This is a genomic window from Thermostichus sp. OS-CIW-30, assembly GCF_054060215.1.
Map to the genome: position 1 here is coordinate 1 of NZ_JBSSCZ010000004.1, position 18,198 is coordinate 18,198.

The 18,198-nt window shown below is 60.2% G+C and carries 13 protein-coding genes and 1 pseudogene; 12 read left to right on the plus strand and 2 right to left on the minus strand.

Annotation, left to right across the window (positions count from 1 at the left end):
* From ACVWZF_RS02305 to ACVWZF_RS02315, 3 genes are all read left to right on the plus strand, one after another.
* On the plus strand, positions 1–325 hold a 325-nt coding region (locus ACVWZF_RS02305), incomplete at its 5' end, for a zinc ribbon domain-containing protein (RefSeq protein ID WP_457395562.1).
* Between the two features lie 152 nt (positions 326–477).
* Complete coding sequence (locus ACVWZF_RS02310; protein WP_011433708.1) at positions 478–2,193, plus strand: succinate dehydrogenase/fumarate reductase flavoprotein subunit; 1,716 nt, start codon at positions 478–480, stop codon at positions 2,191–2,193.
* Positions 2,194–2,332: 139 nt separating this feature from the next.
* On the plus strand, positions 2,333–3,730 hold the full coding sequence (locus ACVWZF_RS02315) for an aspartate aminotransferase family protein (RefSeq protein ID WP_011433709.1): 1,398 nt from the start codon (positions 2,333–2,335) through the stop codon (positions 3,728–3,730).
* 33 nt (positions 3,731–3,763) lie between these two features.
* Here ACVWZF_RS02315 and ACVWZF_RS02320 read toward each other — a convergent pair whose 3' ends face one another.
* Positions 3,764–4,420, minus strand: coding sequence for a hypothetical protein (locus ACVWZF_RS02320; RefSeq protein WP_148202749.1), 657 nt, complete (start codon positions 4,418–4,420; stop codon positions 3,764–3,766).
* A 353-nt stretch (positions 4,421–4,773) separates the two neighbouring features.
* On the opposite strand from ACVWZF_RS02320, the gene purF reads away from it, so the two are divergent.
* The 9 genes and pseudogenes from purF to ACVWZF_RS02365 all read left to right on the plus strand — a co-directional run bounded on the left by purF (position 4,774) and on the right by ACVWZF_RS02365 (position 13,334).
* Positions 4,774–6,402 carry an amidophosphoribosyltransferase gene (purF, locus tag ACVWZF_RS02325; protein ID WP_011433712.1) on the plus strand — a complete coding sequence of 543 codons (1,629 nt, stop codon included), beginning with the start codon at positions 4,774–4,776 and terminating at the stop codon, positions 6,400–6,402.
* A gap of 52 nt (positions 6,403–6,454) precedes the next feature.
* Complete coding sequence (gene def / locus ACVWZF_RS02330) at positions 6,455–6,979, plus strand: peptide deformylase (protein WP_011433713.1); 525 nt, start codon at positions 6,455–6,457, stop codon at positions 6,977–6,979.
* Between the two features lie 11 nt (positions 6,980–6,990).
* A complete protein-coding gene (locus ACVWZF_RS02335; RefSeq protein ID WP_011433714.1) occupies positions 6,991–7,488 on the plus strand; it encodes a thiol-disulfide oxidoreductase DCC family protein in 498 nt (165 codons plus the stop codon).
* Positions 7,422–8,660, plus strand: coding sequence for a pentapeptide repeat-containing protein (locus ACVWZF_RS02340; protein WP_011433715.1), 1,239 nt, complete (start codon positions 7,422–7,424; stop codon positions 8,658–8,660). Before ACVWZF_RS02335 ends, ACVWZF_RS02340 begins: the two co-directional genes overlap by 67 nt.
* 90 nt (positions 8,661–8,750) lie before the next feature.
* Positions 8,751–8,852, plus strand: a pseudogene (locus ACVWZF_RS02345) (IS630 family transposase); the annotation flags it as partial.
* Between the two features lie 578 nt (positions 8,853–9,430).
* A complete protein-coding gene (locus ACVWZF_RS02350) occupies positions 9,431–9,820 on the plus strand; it encodes a hypothetical protein (RefSeq protein WP_148202750.1) in 390 nt (129 codons plus the stop codon).
* Between the two features lie 188 nt (positions 9,821–10,008).
* The gene (locus tag ACVWZF_RS02355; RefSeq protein ID WP_011433717.1) at positions 10,009–10,245 is read left to right on the plus strand and encodes a gas vesicle protein GvpG; all 237 of its coding nucleotides are present in this window, start codon (positions 10,009–10,011) and stop codon (positions 10,243–10,245) included.
* A 107-nt stretch (positions 10,246–10,352) separates the two neighbouring features.
* On the plus strand, positions 10,353–10,958 hold the full coding sequence (locus tag ACVWZF_RS02360) for a DUF3727 domain-containing protein (protein ID WP_011433718.1): 606 nt from the start codon (positions 10,353–10,355) through the stop codon (positions 10,956–10,958).
* Positions 10,959–11,504: 546 nt separating this feature from the next.
* A complete protein-coding gene (locus tag ACVWZF_RS02365) occupies positions 11,505–13,334 on the plus strand; it encodes an Rqc2 family fibronectin-binding protein (protein ID WP_011433720.1) in 1,830 nt (609 codons plus the stop codon).
* Between the two features lie 47 nt (positions 13,335–13,381).
* Here the strand turns inward: ACVWZF_RS02365 and ACVWZF_RS02370 are convergent, their stop codons facing one another.
* A complete protein-coding gene (locus ACVWZF_RS02370) occupies positions 13,382–18,193 on the minus strand; it encodes an alpha-2-macroglobulin family protein (protein ID WP_457410726.1) in 4,812 nt (1,603 codons plus the stop codon).
* Between the last annotated feature and the right edge of the window lie 5 nt (positions 18,194–18,198).

Here is an 18,198-nt window from a genome sequence, read left to right on the forward strand (position 1 = left end):
GCGGCGGTTTATCGAATACAAGGCTGTGAGGGCGGGTGTCAAGGTGGTAGCTGTCCCTGCGGCCTATACCTCGCAGATCTGCCACAAGTGCCTGCGTATTCATCCCGACTCCGCTCAATCCTATCGCAAGGGTAAGCAGTTCAAATGCGGGCACTGCGGTTGGGAAGGGGATGCAGATTTTAACGGTGCGAAGGTGATTGCGCTTTTGGGGGCTGCCGTAAACCAGCCTAGAGGTTCGGGCCTGTTTTGTTCTCTGGTGGAGCAGAGCAGGCTCAGGGCTACTGAAAGCCCGCTCCGTACCGCTTTAGCGGTCGGAGTCGGGTAGTTTACAGCAGAAAGTGGTAAGCCTACGGCACCGCACCGCTGCTGATAACGAGCTATACTCAGCTGCTGCTGGAGAGGCTGCTGGGGCCGGCCATAATGGGAAAACGCCATCCTGGCTGTGGCGGAATCCTTTGCGAGAGCTTGCCTGCATCCATGCTGGAACACGACATTGTCATCATCGGGGGAGGGCTGGCCGGTTGCCGAGCGGCTTTGGAGGTTATGCGACGGGATCCCAGCCTCGACCTGGCCTTGGTGTCCAAAACCCATCCCATTCGCAGCCACTCGGTAGCAGCCCAAGGGGGCATTGCCGCCGCCTTACAAAATGTTGATCCGCAAGATTCCTGGGAGGCTCATGCCTTCGATACCGTCAAGGGATCCGATTACCTAGCGGATCAAGATGCGGTGGAGATTCTAGCCCGGGAAGCCCCTGAGGTGATCATCGACCTAGAACACTTGGGGGTCTTGTTCTCCCGCCTGCCGGATGGCCGCATTGCCCAGCGGGCCTTTGGGGGACACAGCCACCCGCGCACCTGCTATGCCGCCGACAAAACTGGGCAGGCCATTCTACACGAGTTGGTGAGCAACCTCAAGCGCTTTGGGGTCAAACTCTACAGCGAATGGTATGTGCTGGATCTGATCCTGGAGGACAACCAAGTCCAGGGCGTAGTGATGTTGGAGCAGGCCAGCGGACGGCTGGAAGTGCTGCGGGCCAAGGCGGTTATGTTGGCTACAGGCGGCTATGGGCGCATCTACAACTCCACGTCCAACGACTTTGCTTCCACCGGCGATGGCATGGCAATGGTGGCGCGGGCCGGCCTGCCTCTGCAGGATATGGAGTTTGTGCAGTTTCATCCCACGGGCCTGTATCCGGTGGGGGTGTTGATCTCAGAGGCAGTGCGCGGAGAGGGGGCCTATCTGATCAATGGGAAGGGGGAGCGCTTTATGGCCGCCTATGCCCCCAGCCAGATGGAATTGGCCCCACGGGACATCACCTCGCGGGCGATTGTTACGGAGGTGCGGGCCGGGCGCGGTATTGACGGCAAAGATTTTGTCTACTTAGACCTGCGGCATCTGGGGGCAGAAAAGATCCACACTCGGCTGCCCTTCTGTTGGGAGGAGGCCCATCGCCACTTGGGCATCGATGCGGTTGTCGATCCCATTCCAGTGCGACCGACGGTGCACTACTGCATGGGCGGGATCCCGGTGACGGTGGAGGGGCAGGTACTGCGGGATGCCCAAACCCGTGTGGAAGGGCTGTTCGCTGCCGGTGAAACGGCCTGTGTTTCGGTGCATGGGGCTAATCGGCTGGGCAGCAACTCTCTCCTGGAGTGCGTTGTTTTCGGGCGGCGCACAGGGGCAGCCATGGTAGAGGCCGTCAGAGGTCGAGCCTTGCCGAAAGTGGACGAGGGATCCCTACTCAAACAGGCCGCCAGCCGGATTGCCGGGCTCCTGGAACGATCAGGGAAGAGCCGCATTGATCAGGTGCGGCGGCAATTTCAAGATTGCATGACCGAGCATTGCGGCGTTTACCGCACCGAATCGGTTCTCCAAGAAGGGATCCAAAAATGGCAGCAGATCCGCCAGCGTTACGAGCGGGATTTGCATTTGGACGATCGGGGCAAGGTGTGGAACACCGAGCTGATCGAAGCGCTGGAGCTGGACAACCTCATGACGGTGGGGGCTTTGATCCTCGCCAGCGCCCTGGAACGGCGGGAAAGCCGTGGCTCCCACGCGCGGGAAGATTACCCCCAACGGGATGATCAACGGTTTTTACAACACACCTTGGCTGCCTTTCGCGAGGGATCCCCTCAGATCAGCTATCGCCCCGTGGTGATCACCCGGTTTCCCCCTCAGGAGCGAAAATACTAACTTTCCAGAGGCCTCCCAGGCCGATTAGGATTGCTCTATCGTTCCCGTTAGCAGGATGGAGCCCCTTTCAAAATTATCCAATATCCAGGGATTCCATCTTCGCCAGCTTGAAATCTCGTCTACTGCCGGAGGGCCAGCCATGCAAGAAACCCTGGAAAAAGCAGCCGTCGCCCTGCAAGCGGAGCTGAATCTGGAGCCTTTTTGGATGCCCTTTACGGCCAATCGGCAATTTAAAGCCAACCCGCGCCTGTTGGTTGCCGCCCGAGACATGTATTACACCAGCCACGATGGACGCCAAATCCTAGATGGGACTGCCGGGCTGTGGTGTGTGAATGCCGGCCACTGCCGCCCCCCAATTGTGGAAGCGATCCAACAGCAGGTGGCCCAACTGGACTACGCCCCAGCTTTTCAGATGGGCCATCCCAAAGCCTTTCTACTGGCGGAGCAGCTCATCCAGCTCACCCCTGCCGGACTGGATCACGTTTTTTTCACCAACTCTGGCTCTGAGGCGGTGGATACGGCCCTGAAAATGGCCATCGCCTACCATCGCTTACGCGGACAGGGATCCCGGCAGCGGCTGATTGGCCGAGAACGGGGCTACCACGGCGTTGGCTTTGGGGGCATCTCGGTCGGGGGCATCTCCAACAACCGCAAGTTTTTCGGCAGCCTCATTCCCGGAGTGGATCACCTACCCCACACCCACAACCTGGAGCAAAACGCCTTTAGCCGCGGCCTGCCTCGCTGGGGATCCCACTTGGCAGAAGACTTGGAGCGGATCGTCGCTCTCCACGATGCCAGCACGATTGCAGCGGTGATCGTAGAGCCGGTTGCCGGTTCAACGGGGGTGTTGCTGCCGCCGGTGGGCTATTTGGAAAAGCTGCGGGCCATTTGCGACAAATACGGCATTCTGCTCATCTTCGATGAGGTGATCACCGGCTTTGGGCGTCTGGGATCCCCTTTTGCGGCCAATTACTTTGGGGTGGTGCCGGATCTGATTTGCTGTGCCAAGGGCCTCACCAATGGCACCATCCCGATGGGCGCAGTGATCGTCAAGCAAGAGATCTACAGCGCCTTCATGGAGGCTGCTGGTTCCGCTGATGACCTGCACCGTCCAGGGGACAACAGCAGGACGCTGTCCTGGAGCCCCATCGAGTTTTTCCACGGCTACACCTACTCCGGCCACCCAGTTGCCAGTGCCGCCGGCTTGGCTACCCTGAACCTGTATCGAGAAGAAGGCTTGTTCGAGCGGGCTGCCAACCTCGCTCCCCTCTGGGAGGAGGCTCTCCATTCCCTACGGGGCTTGCCTCATGTCATCGATGTGCGCAACCTCGGCTTGGTGGGGGCAATTGAATTGGAAGGGATCCCTGGCCGACCGACAGCGCGGGCTTTTGAAGCGTTTTTGCGCTGCTACGAGCGGGGGGTATTGATTCGCACTACAGGTGATACCATTGCCCTTTCCCCGCCTTTGATCATCGAGGAAGCCCATATTGAACACCTGATCGCCACCCTGAAGCGAGTTCTTCAAGAGCTACCTTAGTCCTGAATCGACAAGAGAGACTGCCTGAGGGAGTTAGAAGCTTCTGGGGCTGGGCGTCGGCGAAGGACTGGGAGAGGGACTGGGTCTGGGCGAAGGGGATACCGAGGGAAAGGGATTGGGGGTGCCGGTCGGCGTTGGCGAGGGGGAGGGACTGGGCGCAGGCAACACCCGTAAAGGAGCTTTGGCCGAAGCAATTCGGCCCTGGGTATCCGCCACCATTGCCGTCACCTCATAATCCCCGGTGGGAGCAGAAGTGGGAATGGTGATGGGGATGGTGCCAATGCAGGCTCTGCTGTTGGGCTGACAGCCGACGGCAGCGGCAGTGAAATCAAAGGTGAGGGTGAGGGGGCTTTGTCGGATTTCCACCCGGAAGCTGATGCCGGCCCCCAAACCTGCAGGAGTCGTCACGGCCACCAGCACGTTGAAGGGTACTGTCTGTCGCGCGTCCGTCAGGGCCACCACGGCAATCGAAGGCGGCTCTGCTGCAAAGGAAGCAGTGGGAGAGGGGCTGGGAGTGGGGAAAGGATTCAAGAGGGGAGTGGGGGTCGGGGTAGGCAGAGGGGTGGGCAGCGGCGTAGGGACAGGACTGGGGATGAGGAAAGGAGTGGGCGTTGGAGCCACCACCGCTATCGGCGTGATGGTAACCGCAGGCTGTTCGCCGGCATCTTCTTGGCAAGCCACAAGTGACAACGACAGAAGAGCGGCTATACTGGCCCTTATTACAGAGGAGGCTGCTAACGTCCAGCTCTGACGGAACCTATGGGGCTGCTGTCTCATGGGGTTTGACTCCTCACAACACAAAGCTTTGGGATCCTGCCGGTTCTGGGAGAGCCGAGCTTCGGTGGCATTCAACTCAAAAACCCGGCCAACCTGCTTCCTCAGCCGCAAAAGCAGGAGCGTCTCACACGCTGCTAACACTATAGATAGAGCATTAGTTTTTTGCAAACCCCACCTGTGGACTCCCCCTTTGGGGGTGAAGCCAGATAGAGGGGAATGACCTGGGCCGAGTTAGACTGGTAAGCGTGACAGCAAGACGAGGATCCATGGCAGCAAGGGCGGGAGCAGAACCATCTTCTGGCTGTGGAGAAGCAGAGGGGCAGACTGCCGTTGGCGTTGATGCCCTGTACCCCTCAGAAAACATCAGCGGGGCGGGGTATGCCCGGGAAGAGCTGCAAGAGGCTTGCGGGGTCTTTGGCATCCTGGCTCCAGGAGAGGAGGTGGCCAAGCTGGCCTACTTTGGCCTATTTGCCTTGCAGCATCGCGGCCAAGAATCGGCAGGGATCGCCACTTTTGAGGGATCCTTTTGCCGGGTTCACAAGGCGATGGGCTTGGTCTCCCAGGTCTTCGATGAAGTGAACTTGGCCCAACTGACCGGGGATCTGGCGGTTGGTCACACCCGCTACTCCACCACTGGATCCAGCCGCGTGGCCAATGCTCAGCCGGTGATCGTGGAGACTCGCCTGGGGCCGCTGGCTCTGGCCCACAACGGCAATTTGGTCAATGCGGAAGAGCTGCGGAAGGAACTGGAGGCCGCCGACCGGCACCTAACCAGCAGCACCGACTCCGAGTGTATTGCCCACGCCATTGCCCAGGCGGTGAACCAAGGTCAAGATTGGATCGCGGCCACTTGCCAAGCTTTGCGCCGCTGTCAGGGGGCTTTTAGTCTGGTGATCGGCACGCCAGAGGGCCTGATCGGGGCACGGGATCCCTATGGGGTGCGTCCGCTGGTGTTGGGGCTTTTGAGCAGCAACCCCGCTCTGGATGAGCTGCTGCAGTCAGAGATGCTGGAGATCATCTGCAGCGACGGCACCCTCAGCCACCCCGAGGCCGAGCCGCTGCATTACGTGTTGGCTTCAGAAACCTGTGCTTTGGATATCATTGGGGCCGACCCTCTGCGGCAGGTGGAGCCGGGAGAGTTGGTGTGGATCAGCCGTCAGGGGCTGCAATCGGTGCGTTGGGCGGAGGCCACCCCCAAGTTGTGCATCTTCGAGATGATCTACTTCGCCCGCCCCGACAGTTGGATGCACGGGGAAAGCCTCTACTCCTACCGGGTGCGGCTGGGAGAACAACTGGCCAAGGAGGCTCCGGCAGAGGCCGACTGGGTGATCTCCGTTCCCGATTCCGGCACGCCGGCGGCCATTGGCTATGCTCGCCAGTCGGGGATCCCTTACACCGAAGGGCTGATCAAAAATCGCTACGTGGGCCGCACCTTTATTCAGCCCACCCAATCCATGCGGGAGCGGGGCATTCGCATGAAGCTCAACCCCCTGGAGGATGTGCTGGGGGGGAAGCGGATTGTTATTGTGGACGACTCGATTGTGCGGGGTACCACCAGCCAGAAAATCGTCAAGGCCCTGCGCCAGGCGGGGGCTACCCAGGTCCACATGCGCATTTCCAGCCCCCCGGTCACCCATCCCTGCTTCTACGGTATCGATACCGATAGCCAGGATCAGTTGATTGCTGCCCAGCATTCCGTAGAGGAAATCGCCGAGAAGATTGGAGTGGATTCTTTGGCCTACCTGAGCTGGGAAGGCATGCTGGCTGCCACGGGCCGGGATCCCAACTCGTTCTGCTCCGCTTGCTTTACCGGCCACTACCCCATCCCCATCCCAGAAGGGCTGAAGCGCTCCAAGCTGGCCCTGGAACTGGTGGCTACTGGCAAGAGCCGCTAGGCTGCTCAGGGATCCCCGCTAGACTGAGAAGAAGAATTGCTTGGGGCAAGCCATGACTTTTCGCCTACGCCAATTGGGGGATCCCATCCTGACGCAAGTGGCCGAGCCGGTGACGGAGTTCAAAACGCCGGCCTTGCAGGATCTTATAGAAGGCATGCTGGCTACCCTGAAAGAGGCGCAGGGGGTGGGCTTGGCTGCTCCTCAGGTGGGATCCCTGCTCCAAGTGCTGATCGTGGCCTCTCGTCCCAATCCCCGCTACCCGGAAGCGCCGCAAATGCAGCCTCTGGTGATGGTTAACCCCCGTCTGCTGGCTTGCAGTTCTGAACAGGTGCTGGGTTGGGAAGGCTGCTTGAGTGTGCCCAATTGCCGTGGTCTGGTGGCCCGCGCCCGCGAAGTGGAGGTGGAGTATTACACTCCAGAAGGCGTTCAGCAAAGGGTGGTCTGGCAGGATTTTCCGGCGCGGATCTTTCAGCACGAATACGATCACCTGATGGGTCGGGTGTTCCTGCAGCGGCAGCCTCGGCAACTGCTTACCGAAGCCCAGTACCAAGCACAGATTTTGGGTCAGCCCGCCTGAGGGATCCCACCATGCCCTACATGGTTATCTACGACGGCCTCTGCAACCTCTGTGCCACCGGCGTTCAGCTCTTGGAGCAACTGGATCGCGGACGGCAGTTTTGCTATGCCCCCATGCAAGATGCTTCTACCCTGGCCCAATGGGGGATCCCACCGGAGCAGGTGGAGCTGGGGATGATTCTCATCGATCTGGAGCACTCAGAGCGCCGCTGGCAGGGATCCGCTGCCATTGAACAAATTGCCGCCCTTTTGCCGAGCGGGGAGGTGTGGCTGGCTCTGTACCGCAACTTTCCTGGCTTGAAGTTTCTGGGGGATCTGGGCTACAAACAGATCCGGGATCACCGCTACGAGTGGTTTGGCTGCCGTAACACCCTCTACCTATCGGCTTACCCTGTCTGTGTTCGCGGCCAGGATCTCCTGGTGGATTTGGTAGATAAGGAATCATGCTCAGCCCCGTCCAGCAACTGCTGCACCAATACGCTCAGGGGGAACGGGATTTCAAGCAGCTGAATCTCAGCGCCCTGGGGCTTTACCAAGCAGATCTGCAAGGGATCCTCCTCAGCGGGGCCGACCTCTCTGGCCTTTGTCTGGCTGAAGCAGTTCTGTGCCGGGCCATTTTGGTGGGAACTGTCTTGGTGAATGCCAACCTGCGCCAAGCCTTCCTGGAACAAGCCAATCTGTGTCGAGCAAACCTACGTCAGGCTAACCTATGGCGGGCCCAGCTAAAAGCTGCTGATTTGAACAATGCCCGCCTAACTGAAGCCATTCTTTGTTACGCTGACCTCAGCCATAGCCGCCTTGAGGGAGCCCATCTGCAAGGGGCGGACTTGAGCCATGCCAACCTCAGCCAGGCCAATCTCCGGCAAGCCAACTTGCGCCAAGCCAACCTGATGGGGGCTAACCTAAGCAGCGCCGTTTTGGCTGACGCCGATTTGCATCAGGCCAATCTCGTGGGAGCGGACTTGCGGGGATCCCTGCTGCGGAGCGCCCACCTTACCCCTGAGACCCAAATTGCAGAAAAGTGGCGCCAGGTGTGGCAAATCCTCAACTGGGAGCAGGAAGGACGAGATCTGGTGGGCAGGGATCTGTCGGAGGCAAATCTTTGCGGGGGCTATCTCCACTCGGCCCAATTGGATGAAGCCAACCTTGCCGATGCAGACCTCAGCCAAGTCATCCTCTGCAGGGCTTCCTTGCAAAAGGCTAACCTGCGCCAAGCTCGCCTACTGCAAGCGGACTTGCAGGGCTCCAATTTGCGAGAGGCTAACTTTGTCCATGCCGATCTGCGCGGCGCCAATCTCCGCGAAGCCCACCTCGGCGGGGCCGACTTAACCTCAGCCAACCTACAAGGGGCAGATCTCAGCCAGGCCGTCCTGCAGGGGACACGCCTAGACGCCCAGACCCAATTGGATCCCAAGTGGAAACAAGTTTGGCGGGTTCTCAACCAGCCGCGTTCCGGCTGGAGCTTGGCCCGAGCTAACCTTGCAGATGCGTATTTGCGCCGAGCCTACCTGCAGCAAGCGGACTTGACCGGAGCGGATTTAAGAGGAGCTGATTTGCGAGAAGCAGACTTGCAGGAAGCCAACTTGAGCCAAACCGACTTGCGGGGCACCAACCTGCGGGGAGCTAACCTGAACGGCGCTTTGTTCAAGGGATCCCTTTACGACGAGTACACCTTTCTTTAGACTCACATTGTTGCTACAGCCTATTAAAAATAGGATACAAGTATTCAAGAGGAAGGAGAGAGGGATATGCCAACCCATTCGCTAGAAGCTGGGAAGTGTAGCATAGAGCAGATAGTGGAGACCTCTTTATTACTTATCAACCCGTCCTGCTTCCGAAGTTGGTTTGCTAAGTGTTGCTACTGTGCCCCTTAGTTCCTTAACAGGCTGTATCGTTACTCCTGGGGCACCACCCGCCAAACGGTTCCTCTAGCCGCCATTGCTCGTGACCAAATTCAAAGCTTGAAAGAATGGGCTGCCGAGTCAGGAGCACGTACCGCTTCCCAAGATCAAAAGTTGATTCAGGAGCTACGGACCATCGTCCAGAAGAGAGGGTTAGGCTACATTGAAGTTGATAGTCCCCCATCCTTTTCCTCTCCACCTCCTGCCTAAGCTGTTTTGGTCGGCTCGTTCCGAGTTGTGGCAGCTCCGTGGAAGTAGGCTTGCAAGCATTTTTTCCTGCAAGACGCGGAAAAACTCCGGTTGCCGCTCCGCTTGAATTTGCTGCCTGTGGATTAGCCCCCGTTAAATCCGTCCGGGGAAGCCGCCGATTGATCTGAGCTGCTCAGGTGGCCCCTTGTTGGATTAACTTCCGGCAGCTCCCAGGCAGGGCACTGGGATCGGATCCCGCACGTTAGCGTGCAGGACCGATGGTTTTGCACTTTTCGTATCCTTGACTACAGATTTTTTGGTAGGATTGATCGTGTAGAGGTACTGGTATGTAGAGCAGCCTTATGAGTGCAATCGCTGAAATGAGGGGGACAAGTCTCCTGGCCCGCCATCGCCAAAACATAGCAGCCTCCCTGGCCCGTCGTTTGGAAGCAGCTAGGGCGGCCAACAACACCCGCTTGATGGAGCTGCTGAAACAAGAAGAGCGGCAGCTGGCAGCCGAGTACGGCGGCAGGGATCCCTTCTCTTCAGCGCTCTTCAGAGGACTGCGCCATCTTTGGCAGAGCTTGAAGGAAGTCTTGGCGGCCTGCGATGAACTGCGGGTGCGGCAGTGGGTAGATGGCAGCGGCATGGTCTGGTGGTCTGTCCAAGACCCAATCACGGGAGAGCGCCTGTGTACCCATTCCGAGGGGGAGCTCATGGAGTGGATCGAGAAGCACCAGCGAGAGGATTAGTCTTCGCGGCTAGGACTTGCCTGAGCACCAATAGCCAGTGTTTCCCCTGGCGCTTCGTGCGTGTCCCAGTCTTTCCAGCTTGGGAGGAAGGGAACAAAAAGTTTCACGGCTAGGCCGGGGCAATGGCCACCTGAGAATCCAAATTGATAGGATTACGAAGACTCATCATCTGCTTTAGGGGTCCTGGGATGGTTTGGCAATTGTTGACTTGGCCGGCCCAAAGTTTGCTTTGGCTAGCAGAGCAGATCCAAGAACGCGCCGAAGCACAGCTGGATAGCAAAGAAAACCTGCAAAAAGAACTTACGGCCCTGCAAATTCAGCTAGATTTGGGAGAAATTGACGAAGAAACCTACGCCCGCCGAGAAGAGGAGATTTTATTGGCTCTGGAAGCCTTAACCCAAGCAGAAGGAGAAGCCGAAGCATAGAGTTCTGCCGGTGGGCCTGGAAGGGATCCCTCAGCATTGCAGGGGGGCAGAACATGGGAGAATGAGCTTCTGTACACCCCCGTCTTTCCTACCCTGGGCTGTTTTCAATGACTGAATCCCATGAAACCTTGGTGCTCCGCGACGAGCAAAACCAGCCTCTCAAGTGCGAGATCCTGCGGCAGGTGGTCATCGACGAGCAGACCTATGCTCTGGTGACTCCCGTTGATGCTGTGATCAAAGTGCTGGTTTGGGAAGGGGAAGAAGAACCCAGCCAAGCGGTGAACGGCGATGCCAACATGGAAGGGATCCTGGACGAGCCGGATCCCGAAGAGCTACAGGCTACCCTGCCCACCATCCAGGCTGTCTTGGGGGAGTTGAACCTCACCTTGCAGCAAAATGGCTTCGACATCCTCACGGTTCAGGGGGAATTGCCCCCAGTCGAAGAGGAAGATGTGTTCGAGCTGGGCGAGAGCGAGGAAGATGCCCAGGAGTTTCAACTGCTAGCTACCTTTTTCTACCAAGAGAAGAAATACGGCATCTTTACCCCCCTCGATCCCGTTTTGCTCTACGCCGCTCTGCCTGACGAAGGGGATCCCTACCTGCTCACCCCCGATGAGCCGCCAGAGCTTTTTGATCAGCTCTATGCCCTGCTGCTGGATCTCGATGAGGAATGGGAAGACGGAGATGACGAAGAAGATGAAGACGAAGATTAGGCGGTCAACCCCTTCTGTTCTGCCGAGTTGGATACTCCTGCCCAGCCAGTCGCCTCGGCGGTGCGGAGCACCATAGGGATAGAGGTGGTGAAACTACCCGGTAAAACTTGCCCAGAGTTTTTCACCAGCCACTCCAGACCCGTCTCAACATCTGTCGGGGGCGTCGGATCTGCGGGCCAAGGGTCAGAATAAGCCAGCCTCAGACCAGCCGCCTGAGCATTGCGTAGCGAAGGAGCATGACTCTAGTCAATAATAAGCTCAACTATACTGAAAATAATGTATAATATGTTCAGTACGGATTACTACCAGTTGATCTTTCTGTTTACTTTCGAGTCTGCCAACATGGTAGCCAAAGCAAAGCAGAAAATTGGTAGTAAGACGACACGGAAACTGCGCTTTGGGTATTCTACTCAAAGCTTTGCGGGATACCGCCATTCTGTTTGGACTCCGTCCCGCTAACGCGAATGGAAACAAACAGAATGCTATCGCTGCATAGTTGAACAGTGATGTTCAGCAGTGTTCAGCGTAAATGTATCAGCAACAGGGATGCAGCCCGTTGATCTGACCACCCTGCGCGCTGTGCTGGCAGATCTAGCCCAGGCTAAGACAGGTCGGGATCTAGTGTTGCCTGCCCGCGTGGAATGGATCCAACAGACCGATCTGTGGACGGTGGTCATTGGCTTGCGCACCCTCACTGCCCGTCCCTGCCTGCTGTTGTGCTGGCACCCTCAGGCGGCCCGTCTCCACCTCTGTCAGCCTCCTCCCAAAGAGCCGGATGGCTTTCAATTTAGCCAGTTCCTCCAACGGCACCTGAAGGGTTTGGCTCTGACGGAGCTGGCTCTGCTGGAGGATTGGGAACGGGTGATTGACTTGCGCTTTGCCCCTCGGCCCGGGGATCCCCCTTATCGCCATCTCTACCTGGAGGTGATGGGCAAGCACAGCAATGCCATTTTGGTGGACGAGGCGGGCATGATCTTGGCCAGTGGCCATGGGGTAAGCGAGCGCCAATCGCGAATCCGTCCAGTGCAGCCGGGCCTGCCCTACGAGGCTCCTCCGGCCCTAACCGACCCGATCCCGCAGCGATCCGAGCCCTTCTCCTGCTGGCAAGAGCGCGTTGCCCTGATCCCCGGCCCCATCGGCCAACGGCTGTTGCGCTGTTATCGCGGCCTCAGTCGGCACTTGGTGGAAGCGATGTGCCATCAGGCTGGGATCCCGCCGCAAACCTCCACCGATCACCTCTCTGCCCGCGATTGGCAGGCACTGTTTGCCAGGTGGCAAGACTGGTTAACCCGTCTGGAAACAGGCCAGTTTGACCCAGCTCCCACTCCCCAGGGATACACCGTTCTCGGCTGGGCAAGCGGTGCCGTTCCCGTTAGCGGGACGGAGTCCCTGCAACAACCTTCTCGACTCAATCTGCACCAACTTCTGGAAGGCTACTACCAGGCTCAGCTTAACCGCGAACAGTTTGAGCGAGAGCGCCACCGTCTGCTGCAAAGGGTATCCACCCTGCTGAAAAAGCTCTATCAGCGGCGAGAGCAATTTGAGGCAATGCTGGCCGACTCCACCCAGGCGGAAGCCTCCAAGCAGGCTGCCGACTTGTTGATGGCCCACCTCCACCTCTGGCGGCCAGGGTTGCATCACATCGAGCTGCCGGATTTTGCCAGCGGCCAGACGGTCAAGATCCCTCTCGACCCCGAAAAAAATGCCATTCTCAATGCCCAAGCCTACTACCGCAAGCACCGCAAACAAAAACGGGCCCAGGATGCTATCCGGCCCCTACAAGAGGCGCTTGGCCAAGAGATCCTCTACCTCGAGCAGGTGGAAGCGTCTCTACAGCAGCTGGAAACCTATCGGGATCCCCAAGACTTGACCACCCTCAAGGAAATTGAGACCGAGCTGATTGAACAGCGCTACTTGGAGAGTCCCACTCGCAACAGCGGGACAGAGTCTCTGCGGGCGAGCTCAAAACATGCCTCACCGGCAACCTTCAACCCCCACCGCTTTACCAGCCCCAGTGGCTTCTCCATTTGGGTGGGGCGCAACAACCTGCAAAATGATCAGCTCACCTTTCGCGTGGCTCAGGAACACGATTGGTGGTTTCATGCCCAAGAGATCCCCGGCAGTCATGTGCTGCTGCGCTTGCCCCCCGGGGCTGTAGCAGAAAGCGAAGATCTGCAGGCGGCTGCTGATTTGGCGGCCCATTTCAGCCGCGGTCGCCTCAGCGAACAGGTGCCGGTAGTCTACACTCGCCCGAAACTGGTGTTCAAACCCAAGGGATCCCCGCCCGGCATGGTCGTTTACAAACAGGAGCAGGTGCTTTGGGGGCGGCCCAGCCATGCGCAGCTGCTCATTGCGTCAGCCCTTGGGCCACACTGACGCAACTGGTTACTTTGTTTCTGGCCAAGTGGGCAGGTTCGAGGCATTCAAGGGAGAACTTCGAGGGAGTAAGCGGCGCTGCGGCCATGGCGGCTGGGATCGTACATTTCTTCGGCCAAGGCAGGAGCCACCTGGAATTGGCCGGGGATCTCCGGACGGAAGAGATAGACAAACTCATGGCGACCCTGCTTGAGCTCGGTGCTGAAAAAGGCCACGCGGTCATCCCGATTCTCTTGGCGGGTCCAAAACCAGTCCCACCAGTAGTCTGGGGCCAAGCCGGTGAACTCTCGCGGATCCTGGGAGGTGATCTCGGCGCCGCTGGGCAGGGGATCCTCGACCACCACGTAGTGGCTGTCCCGCTCGGCTTCCACCGTCAACCGGGCCAGGAGGATTTCTCCGGCCCTTACTGTGTCGCCAGGGCGCAGCGGCTGCTCTCGGTAGCGGATCTCCCCGTTGGGTTGGGGCTGGGGCTGTAGGCGGAAGTAGCTGCGGCTCACCGCAAAGCCTTGGGCTTGAGAGGGCAGAGGGTTGGGGACGAAGGCTTCTCCCCTCAAGCTGTAGTAAAGGGGGCCGGGGCCGGACTTTTCCAGGCGCAGGCTGCTCAGGTTCCCCACTTCTGCGTCAGCCCAATCCAGCCCATAGCGGGGATCCCCAGCGCCGGCCTGCCAGCGATCAAGAAGGGATCCGGTTGTCCCATCCAACACCCGCACCTCGCCGGGGCCGGGAAGCTGCTGCTGCTGGGCTTGGTAGTAGGCGGACAGGCCGAGGAGAGCATCGGCGGTGGCTTTGGTGGTGCGCCAGCGGTTGTTTTGCCGCTGCTGGAGAAGGGCCTCGGCAATCTGGGCAGCCCGGTCATCCTGCAGCCGAACGGCCAATTGCAAAAGCGGGCCGGCCACCTCCATGTCGTCGTAGGTGGAGCGCTCGTGGGTTGCCAAGGAAGAGGCAGCCGGGATAAACCAGCGCCCTTGGGGATCCTGTTGCCGCCGCTCCAGAACCTCATCCAGGGCTGCCTGGGCAAGATCCCTCTGGCCCAGTTGCAGGGCGGCCAGCCCTCGGTAGGCCAGGCCAAAGGTGGAGAGCCGCTCCGGCGGCGGCAGGTCGGCAGTCACCAAAGCGGGATCCCAGAGGGCCAGGCTGTAGGCGACAAAAGCCTGCAGATCCGGGGAGAGGGCTTGTGGCTGGGCCAGTTGAGCGGCCAGATAGTCCAAGGCCTGCCGCACCTGCCAATCTTTGAGGGCATAGCCGGCGGCTTGGGCAAGATGATATCCCTGCAGGATGTATCCGGTCAGATAGGGGTTGCTCCGGTCATGGGCCCACCAGCCCCAGCCCCCATCGTAGTTCTGGGATCCCTCCAGTCGCTGCAAGCCCGATCGAAGCACCTGGGGCAGCCGCTCCAGGGTTTGCGGTCGCGTCGGCGTTGCGGAGCAACAGCGCAGGTTCAAGCCCAACTGCTTGCTGACTTGGGCGACGGCTAGGGCGGGCAAGAAGCGACTCAGGGTTTGCTCGGTGCAGCCGTAGGGGAACTCCACCAGGTAATCCAGCGGCTCCAGCAGGGTTGCTGCCGGGCTAGCGGCCAGTTCCAGGTGAAGCTGCCGGGATCCCGGCACCCAGGTGGCGGGCCAATCCAGCGATAAGTCAAGGCTGCCCTCCTGCACCCGACCCACCTGGGAGAACCGTTGCACAGCGCCGAAAGGCTGGCTGGGGATCCGCAGTTGCAACGCATCTTTCAGCCCATTCCCTTCCGCCCAGACCCGCAGAGAGGTATCTCCGGCCCCCAGAACCTGGAGAGGCCATTCCACCCGCCCCGCTCCTTGGGCCGGCACGGTGAGGCGTTGTCGTTCCGGGCCTTGCAATTTCAAGATCCCACCGGCAGGAACAGGAACTTCCAGCCGCACCTCCACCGCTTGGGCTTGACCCGTGCGGTTTTGCACAATGGCCGCCAAGGTGAGCTGATCCCCCACCCGGAAAAAGCGGGGAGCGGCCAAGCGCACCAACAGGTCTTTGCTAACCGAGACTGTGGCAAGAGCGGATCCCACCTGGGTGTCGGCAGTGGCGGCGCGGGCGGTCAAGCGCCAGGTGGTGAGGTTGTCGGGCCAGCGCACCTGCACCTGAGCCAGGCCATCGGCATTGGTGACCAGATCCGGGAACCAGGCGGCGGTATCGCGAAAGTCTTCCCGCACTTGGCCGGCCAGCTTGTCAGCACCGCCGGGATATTGCTGAGGGAAAGAGGTAGTGGTGGTAACTTGGTTGTACTGGCGCCCATAGAAGAAGCGGCGAATATCCGGGGTGAAGTCGGGTCGCAATAGGTAGAGGGCATTGTCCACAATCCCTAGGCCCACCTCGGCGCTCACCGGCTGCCCTTGGGCATCGCGGGTGCGGATTTGGATTTGGGCGGTCTCGCCCGGTCGATAGGTGGGTTTATCGGTTTGCAGCTCCACCTGCAAAAAGCGATCCAAGGGGGAGACCCGCAGCAGGGCCTCGCTTCGGTACAGCCGCCGCTCTGGGCCGATGGCAGTGGCAGTGACGTAGAGATTGGGACGATAGTCGCCGCGGATGGGCAGCCGCAGCGTGGCCGTATGCCCCTGGAGACGCAGCACCTGCACCTGGTGCAGCCGGGATCCCTCAATGCCCACCAGCACCGCCACATCCGGCAGCGGCGAGACTATCAGGATCTGGGCCTCCTCCCCCACCTGGTAGATCTGCCGATCCGCCACCACTTCCAGGCTGGGCAGGGATCCCCAACTTTGCAGGGGGCTGCCCGGCTCCACCACCCAGAGATAGTCCACCTCCTGCACCCGTTCGCGCCAGCGGTGCGGAGCACTTTGACGGCGGGGATCCCATGCCGTCAACCGCACCCGGTAGTCTCCCGGCTCCAGGTCGGCGGGCAGGTGGAGGTCGAGGCTGCCTTCCCCGTTGACAATCTGAAAAGGCTGCCGCAGCAGGGTACCTTGCCGTTGGTAGGTGTTGCTCTTGGGATCCCAGCGCCAGCGCTCCAGGCTCAGCTCTCCGGTGGCGCTGACGGGGCGGCCATCGTAATCGCGGGCTTGCAGCCGGTAGGTGAGGGTATCCCCCGGAGCGGGCAGGTGGCGGTTCACTTCCGCAAACAGAGCAAATTCGCCAGCCGTGACCCAGGCCCGCGCCGATCCTGTTACCGTCCGGCGGCTGATATCGGTCACCTCCACCTCGATGCGCAACTGCTGCACCTCTTGGGGGCCCCAGTAGCTGTCTTCTTCCCAGTCCAGATCGGCCAACAGGCGGGGTAGGTGAAAGACGGCACGCCCCTGGGCATCCGTCACCCCTTCCCCTTCCGCCACCAACTGGCCGTAGCCGCCGTAGTAGCCCTGCTCCTCTCCCAGGTCGTCGGCGAAATAGTCTTCCTCGGCAGAACGGGGCAACAGCCCATAGCGCAGGCTCCAGTCGGGGCTGCTGTAAACCCGGTAGCGAAGCTGGGCAGCGGCCACCGGCGCGCCGAAAAGATACTCGGCCTCCACCTGCACCTTCAGGGATCCCCCCCGCACCAGCCAAGGTCGGTCGGGCACCACCGCCACCTCAAACTCCGGCTTGCGGTAGGCTTCCACCTGAAAAGAGGTGTATTCGCGGCTGGATCCCTGCGGCCCTGACACCTGCCACTCCAGGCCGTAGCTGCCCAGGGACGCTTCTTCTGGCAGTTGAAACTCCCCATGGACACTGCCAAAAGCATTGGTGGCCAGGGTTTGTTCGCTCAACACATCCCCGTTGGGGGCCGTAAGGGTCAGTTGCACTGCTTGTCCTGGGGGGGGCGGCGTGAGGCGGGTTTGCTCTCGCACCAGGGCGCGGAAATAGACGGTTTGGCCAGGGCGGTAGAGGGGACGATCGGTGTAGGCGTAGATCCGGTGGGGCTGGTTCCAGCCATAGGCGTAGCTGCGGGACAAAGCCTGCAGGGTGTTGTCGGCACTGCGGCCATAGACCACCAGGGAAGAACCCTCTCTCGCCGGCAGGCCAAAGCGGGCCAGCCCCTCTGCATCGGTGGTGGCCGTCAGGGGATCCCCCCACTCCCCGAAAACTTGGATCTGGATCCCGGCCAGGGGACGCAGCTCCCGCAGGTGCACCGCCTGCACCACCAACTGGCTGGCATCCTGCTTCTGGATGAGGCCGAGATCGCTCACCAAAAACCAATGGTCGAAACGGGGCAAGGGTGCAGCCGTTTGCGCCAGCGGCTCCCGGCCCTCCGCCTCCACCCAGTAGGCCCCCGGCGGCAGGATCCCCAGCTCCAAGGTTTGGGCTGTCCACCCCTCTCCCGCTCGTCGTGGCACCGGCTGCTGCCAACTGCGCACAAGCTCCCGCCGCAGGGTGGGATACAGAGCCGGATTCAGGGAGCCATAGCCAGCATCCGCCAAATCCCGCAAGAGAGGGGATCCCTGCAGCTCTGTCAGGGAAAAGCGATAGAGGCTGAGCTGCACCGAGCCCAGGCTGGTGGCCCGCCACTGCAGCCGCGCCGGTTCTGCGGTCGTAAACACCTGGCTGGTGCTGTAGAGATAGAGACCGGGGGGGACAAGCTGAGGGCGCAAGGTGGGGATCCGGGCCGTTGCCCCCTCCCGCACCAGAACGGATCCCTGGCTGCCCACCGTTTCCAGGCCGGATCCCTGCACCGTCACCTGGTATTCCCCAACAGGCAATCGATCCAAGCGATATTCGCCATCTGCGGTCAAGCTGGAGCTGCGAGTGGCCGGGCCGGCGGCGATCACCCGGACGCTCTCCAGAGCTACCCCTGCCGGTAGCTCCACCCGTCCCACCAGGGATCCCGTCGGCTGTTCGGAAAGCAAAACTGCCAGCCCCACCCCCAACAACAGCACCAGGGCCGCTAACCATCGCCTCAGCATGGGAT